Genomic DNA, 4765 nt, shown 5'->3' on the forward strand with positions numbered 1-4765 from the left:
GATTTAACTGAACCTGCACGCATGCCGCCGGCTTCGGTAATACCAAGATGTAACGGTTGACGAATTTGTTTAGCCAGCAGACGGTATGATGCGACAGCAAGGAAAACATCTGACGCTTTAACGCTGACTTTAAATTGATCAAAGTTCAAACGGTCCAAAATATCCACATGACGCATCGCTGATTCAAATAATGCTTCAGGTGTTGGTTCACGATATTTGTCCATTAAGTCTTTTTCAAGCGAGCCACCATTCACTCCGATACGGATGGGAATGTTTTTATCGCGCGCGCACTCAACCACACTACGAATGCGTTCTTCATTACCAATATTACCTGGGTTAATACGCAGGCAATCTGCACCGTATTCAGCGACTTTAAGCGCGATACGATAATCGAAATGAATATCGGCCACTAATGGCACATTGACAGACTGTTTGATAATTTTAAACGCTTCAGCATCATCCATGGTCGGCACTGAAACACGTACAATATCAGCGCCCACTTTTTCTAATGCTCGAATTTGAGCTACGGTGGCGGCAACATCGGTAGTTTTAGTATTCGTCATCGATTGGACGGCAATCGGCGCACCATCACCAATAGGCACATTGCCTACATAAATTCGGGTAGATGGTCTGCGAATAATTGGGGATTCGTTATACATGCAAATATGCTCTACTGCTGTTGCTAAAGCATTATGACGCTTTAGGCAGGGTTAATCTTGCAACTCGACCGTTGGCAAACTCAGCTAAACTGACGTTATTGCCATCGAGGCTGATGCTGGCTACTTGAGGCGCACCCAAAATCACTTTAAAAGGTTTTATTCCGCGAACTTCAATTCGTTGTGCCGCATTTTTCACGCCATCAACCATCACTTTGCCATTAGCATCGGTTACGTTAACCCAGCAGTCACCGGTGAGCTCAATGGTTAACACGCTCTCGGCACCTGCTAAACTAGTATCTGCTGTTGATGAAGATACAATGTTAGTACTTTCAACAACACTGCTAGCGGGTAATGACGGTGAAGCAGTCGCTGCATCTTGGGCCGTTTGAATCAGTTTGTCTTCGGCTTCTATTGCTGCCTGATTAGCCACATCTGTTGCACTAACATTGCCTTCGTTATCTAAACCATTACCACTGGATTGTACAGAGCCACTTCTAATGATCTGTTGCGGTTCAGGCATATTGCTTTCAGCTGCAATTTCTTCAACAGTAGGCTGTGATAAATCAATATTGGTTAGTAACGATGATTTTTGTACCCACCACAGCACTAACATGGCAATCAATACAGCAACAATAAGGTAGGTCACTAAATTAAGACGACTATTACGAGCTTGATGAGTCGTCTTACGTGAAAAACTTTGCATTGCAGGCGCAACAATTTCAGGCAACTGATGGCTTAAACATTGTTGAATTTGGTTAATATCGGCATTCACAACACGGGCATAATTTTTAATATAACCTCTAACGTATGTGGTAGAGGCAATATTAACAAATATGTCGTTTTCAAGATCATTGATAATCTTGGGACGTAAATGCAATTGGGTTGCTACGGTCTCAAGTGAGAGTCCCTTTGCTTCGCGAGCCGCTTTTAAAATGGCGCCAGCAGTAACAACATCCTTTAACAATGGCGCTTTTTCTGCGTCTTGTTCTACTTCGAATTCTTTAGTCATTAATTCAAGTTAGCTCTATAATTTTTGGCTTGTGGAGATGCAGGAAACTTCGCAATGAGTAAAATGCCAAATCGTTTTACGGCCTCTATATCATTTGCCGCCCGCTCAATCTTAATCCCTAAGGCTAAACTTTCTGCTGATTCGCTAGCAACTCGATGGTATCTTGCGAGTTGTTCGCGCGCATTGCCGTAGTCAGCATCTTCCATGGCTAACTCGGTTAACTCTAATAACGTTACTTTACGTCTTTGATCATACTTTAACGCCATATTAAAATACTGTCGCGCTTTTTCTTTATCACCGGCTTTACGGCTGCATACGCCTAAGTTTTCATAACTCGATGCGGTACGGGTATATTTAGGTGTTTCAATCGCCGCAAGAAACATTTTCTCAGACTCAGCAAAATTATTTTGCTGACATAAAAACACCCCAAAATTATTCCGTGCATCACCAGTAACATCACTCAAGCTAATGGCTTTTTTATATGACTCTTCTGTTCGCTCTATATCACCAACAGTTTGATAATAATAAGCCATTGCCATATGAACTTCACTGATATTCGGCGCATATTCAACAGCTTTATTTAAATTATACTTGGCTTGTTCGCTATTACCACGATTTAGATAAGTTAACCCAAGTTGCATTCGTTCTCTAGCGGCCCCCTGCTTATCAAACCGACGCTCTGCTACAGGGGTATCAGTACCGCTGTAAGTGCGCTCAGTCACACAAGCAGTGACAGATAAAGCCACTAATGTAATTAGACCAACCTTTTGCATTCCGTGCTTCATTTATAAGCCTATTATCTATGCAAACAACGAGTTATTCCATTGTGACTGAAATCTGATTCTGTTGCATTTGTTTTTTTGCTAAACGCTTTGTTCTATCACGAATATCACCGGCTAATTGGCCACAAGCAGCATCAATATCATCACCACGGGTTTTACGCACTATCACTGTTAAGCCATGTTCCATCAACACTTTAGAAAAACGATCTATGCGTGAGTTAGATGAACGACCGTAAGGAGAACCAGGATACGGGTTAAACGGGATTAAGTTAATCTTACATGGAGTATCTTTCATTAGTATCGCGAGTTCATGCGCTTGGTCTGTGCTGTCATTAATATGATCAAGCATGACATATTCAACCGTCACGCGGCCGCGATTTGCATTAGACTTTTCTAAATAGCGACGAATGCCCGCTAAAAATTCTTGTAATGGATATTTTTTATTAACTGGAACCAACACATCGCGCAGTTCATCATTAGGTGCATGAATACTTACCGCTAGTGCGACGTCAATGGCGTCACCTAATTTATCAAGTGCAGGTACTACACCAGAAGTTGATAACGTCACTCGACGTTTAGATAAACTAAAACCAAAATCATCTAGCATAATATCCATCGCAGGGATCACGTTAGCAAGGTTAAGCAAAGGCTCACCCATACCCATCATCACTACGTTAGAAATTGGTCGATCGCCAGTATCTTTGTGGAAACCTAAAAATTGCGATACACGCCAAACTTGGCCAATAATTTCAGATACCGTTAAGTTACGATTAAAACCTTGTTGGCCCGTTGAGCAGAAAGTACATTCTAAAGCACAGCCGACTTGTGATGACACACACAAGGTCGCACGGTCTTCTTCAGGAATGTATACGGTTTCAACTTCTTGGCCTTGGCCAACATTGATAGCAAATTTAATAGTGCCATCATTCGACTTTTGAAAACTCGCAATTTCAGGCGCAACTATTTCACACTTTGCTGCAAGCTTGGTACGCAACACTTTGTTTATGTTGTTCATTTCTTCAAAGTCAGTAACACCAAAGTGATAAACCCACTTCATTAACTGATCGGCACGAAACGGTTTTTCGCCCATTTCACTGAACAACGCCCGTAGTCCTTTACGATCAAGATCTAATAAATTGATTTTCTTTACACTCATTCGCCTAACCTCAAAACACCAAAACCTGTAACAGGGCGGCGAATTATACAGTTAGCATCACGTTTTAGCCAGTATATCTGCATCTAGTGATATGTTAGTATTACTGTAGGCTATATGGCCTTCTACGAGGAAGTTTTTACCCACACTATGTTAACCCTTTTATTGATTGTTTCTTTTGCTATTTTGATTTCCTTTTTGTGTAGTATTTTTGAAGCTGTTCTCTTATCTGTTACTCCAAGTTATATCGCAACCCTGAAAGAAACTAACCCCTTTATTGCTGCGCAACTCGATAAGCAAAAGCAAAATATTGACTCTCCTTTAGTGTCTATCCTAACGCTAAATACCATCTCACATACCATGGGTGCTTCTGTTGCAGGCGCACAGGCGGCTATTGTGTTTGGTAGTCATATGCTCGGAGTATTCTCTGCAGTTCTGACTTTTTTAATTTTGTTCCTCTCAGAAATCATTCCTAAAACATTAGGGGCTAATCATTGGCGTAAATTGGCGCCATCGGTATCGGTTTGTTTATTCTGGATGGAAAAAATAACTATGCCTTTAATTTGGATGTCTCAAAAGGTTACCAATCTCTTAGGCAAAGGTAATAACGGTCAATACATTCGTCAAGAACTCAGCGCAATGAGTAAAATGGGTAAAGACAGTGGTGAGCTAAGTGAGCAAGAATCACAGATTTTAACCCAAATGTTATCGATGAAAGACATGCACGTCAGCGACATAATGACCCCCCGCACTGTGATATTTAAATTATCGACTCACATCACTCATGCGCAATTTACCGACCAATATTTGTCGAGTCCGTTTACTCGTTTTCCGATTTACCAAGGTGACCGAGACAATGTGATTGGTTATGTTAATCGTAATGACATTATTCTTCAGTCTCGCCAAACACCAGATACCGAAATTGGTACTCATTTAAAAACGCTACTTGCTGTCCCCTCTTCAGTAAGAGTATTGCCACTGTTTCAATTAATGATAAAACGTAATGCTAAAATGGCATTAGTGGTTGATGAATATGGCTCAAGTGAAGGGATAGTGACAATTGAAGACATCATCGAAACCTTAATTGGTTTAGAAATCGTTGATTCAAAGGATTTAGCTCCCAATATGCAAGCTCTGGCACGTAAGCTGTGGCAACGACGTA

5 protein-coding genes are annotated in these 4765 nt (G+C 41.2%); 1 reads left to right on the plus strand and 4 read right to left on the minus strand.

Features of this window, described 5'->3' with window-relative positions; translation table 11 throughout:
• The 4 genes from CXF78_RS10350 to CXF78_RS10365 form a co-directional block, all read right to left on the minus strand.
• Positions 1 to 659: flavodoxin-dependent (E)-4-hydroxy-3-methylbut-2-enyl-diphosphate synthase (locus CXF78_RS10350; RefSeq protein WP_180957105.1), on the minus strand; the 659-nt coding region annotated here is incomplete at its 3' end.
• A 31-nt stretch (positions 660 to 690) separates the two neighbouring features.
• A complete protein-coding gene (locus CXF78_RS10355) occupies positions 691 to 1668 on the minus strand; it encodes a RodZ domain-containing protein (RefSeq protein WP_102036726.1) in 978 nt (325 codons plus the stop codon).
• Positions 1668 to 2453, minus strand: a complete 786-nt coding sequence (pilW, locus tag CXF78_RS10360; protein ID WP_011636588.1) for a type IV pilus biogenesis/stability protein PilW — start codon at positions 2451 to 2453, stop codon at positions 1668 to 1670. The genes CXF78_RS10355 and pilW overlap by 1 nt, the downstream gene beginning before the upstream one ends.
• Positions 2454 to 2484: 31 nt before the next feature.
• Positions 2485 to 3606 (minus strand): dual-specificity RNA methyltransferase RlmN, encoded by a 1122-nt coding sequence (locus CXF78_RS10365; RefSeq protein ID WP_011636587.1) that lies wholly within the window; start codon positions 3604 to 3606, stop codon positions 2485 to 2487.
• Between the two features lie 147 nt (positions 3607 to 3753).
• Between CXF78_RS10365 and CXF78_RS10370 the strand changes: the two genes are divergently transcribed.
• Positions 3754 to 4765, plus strand: a 1012-nt coding sequence (locus CXF78_RS10370) for a CNNM domain-containing protein (protein WP_257984884.1), incomplete at its 3' end; no start/stop codon positions are given.

This window comes from Shewanella sp. 11B5 (assembly GCF_002836795.1).
GTDB lineage: Bacteria > Pseudomonadota > Gammaproteobacteria > Enterobacterales > Shewanellaceae > Shewanella > Shewanella frigidimarina.

Bases quoted from the DNA above. Each gene is read 5' to 3' on its own strand.
- CXF78_RS10355 (WP_102036726.1), bottom strand. From the start codon at position 1,668: ATGACTAAAGAATTCGAAGTAGAACAAGACGCAGAAAAAGCGCCATTG.
- pilW (WP_011636588.1), bottom strand. From the start codon at position 2,453: ATGAAGCACGGAATGCAAAAGGTTGGTCTAATTACATTAGTGGCTTTA.
- CXF78_RS10365 (WP_011636587.1), bottom strand. From the start codon at position 3,606: ATGAGTGTAAAGAAAATCAATTTATTAGATCTTGATCGTAAAGGACTA.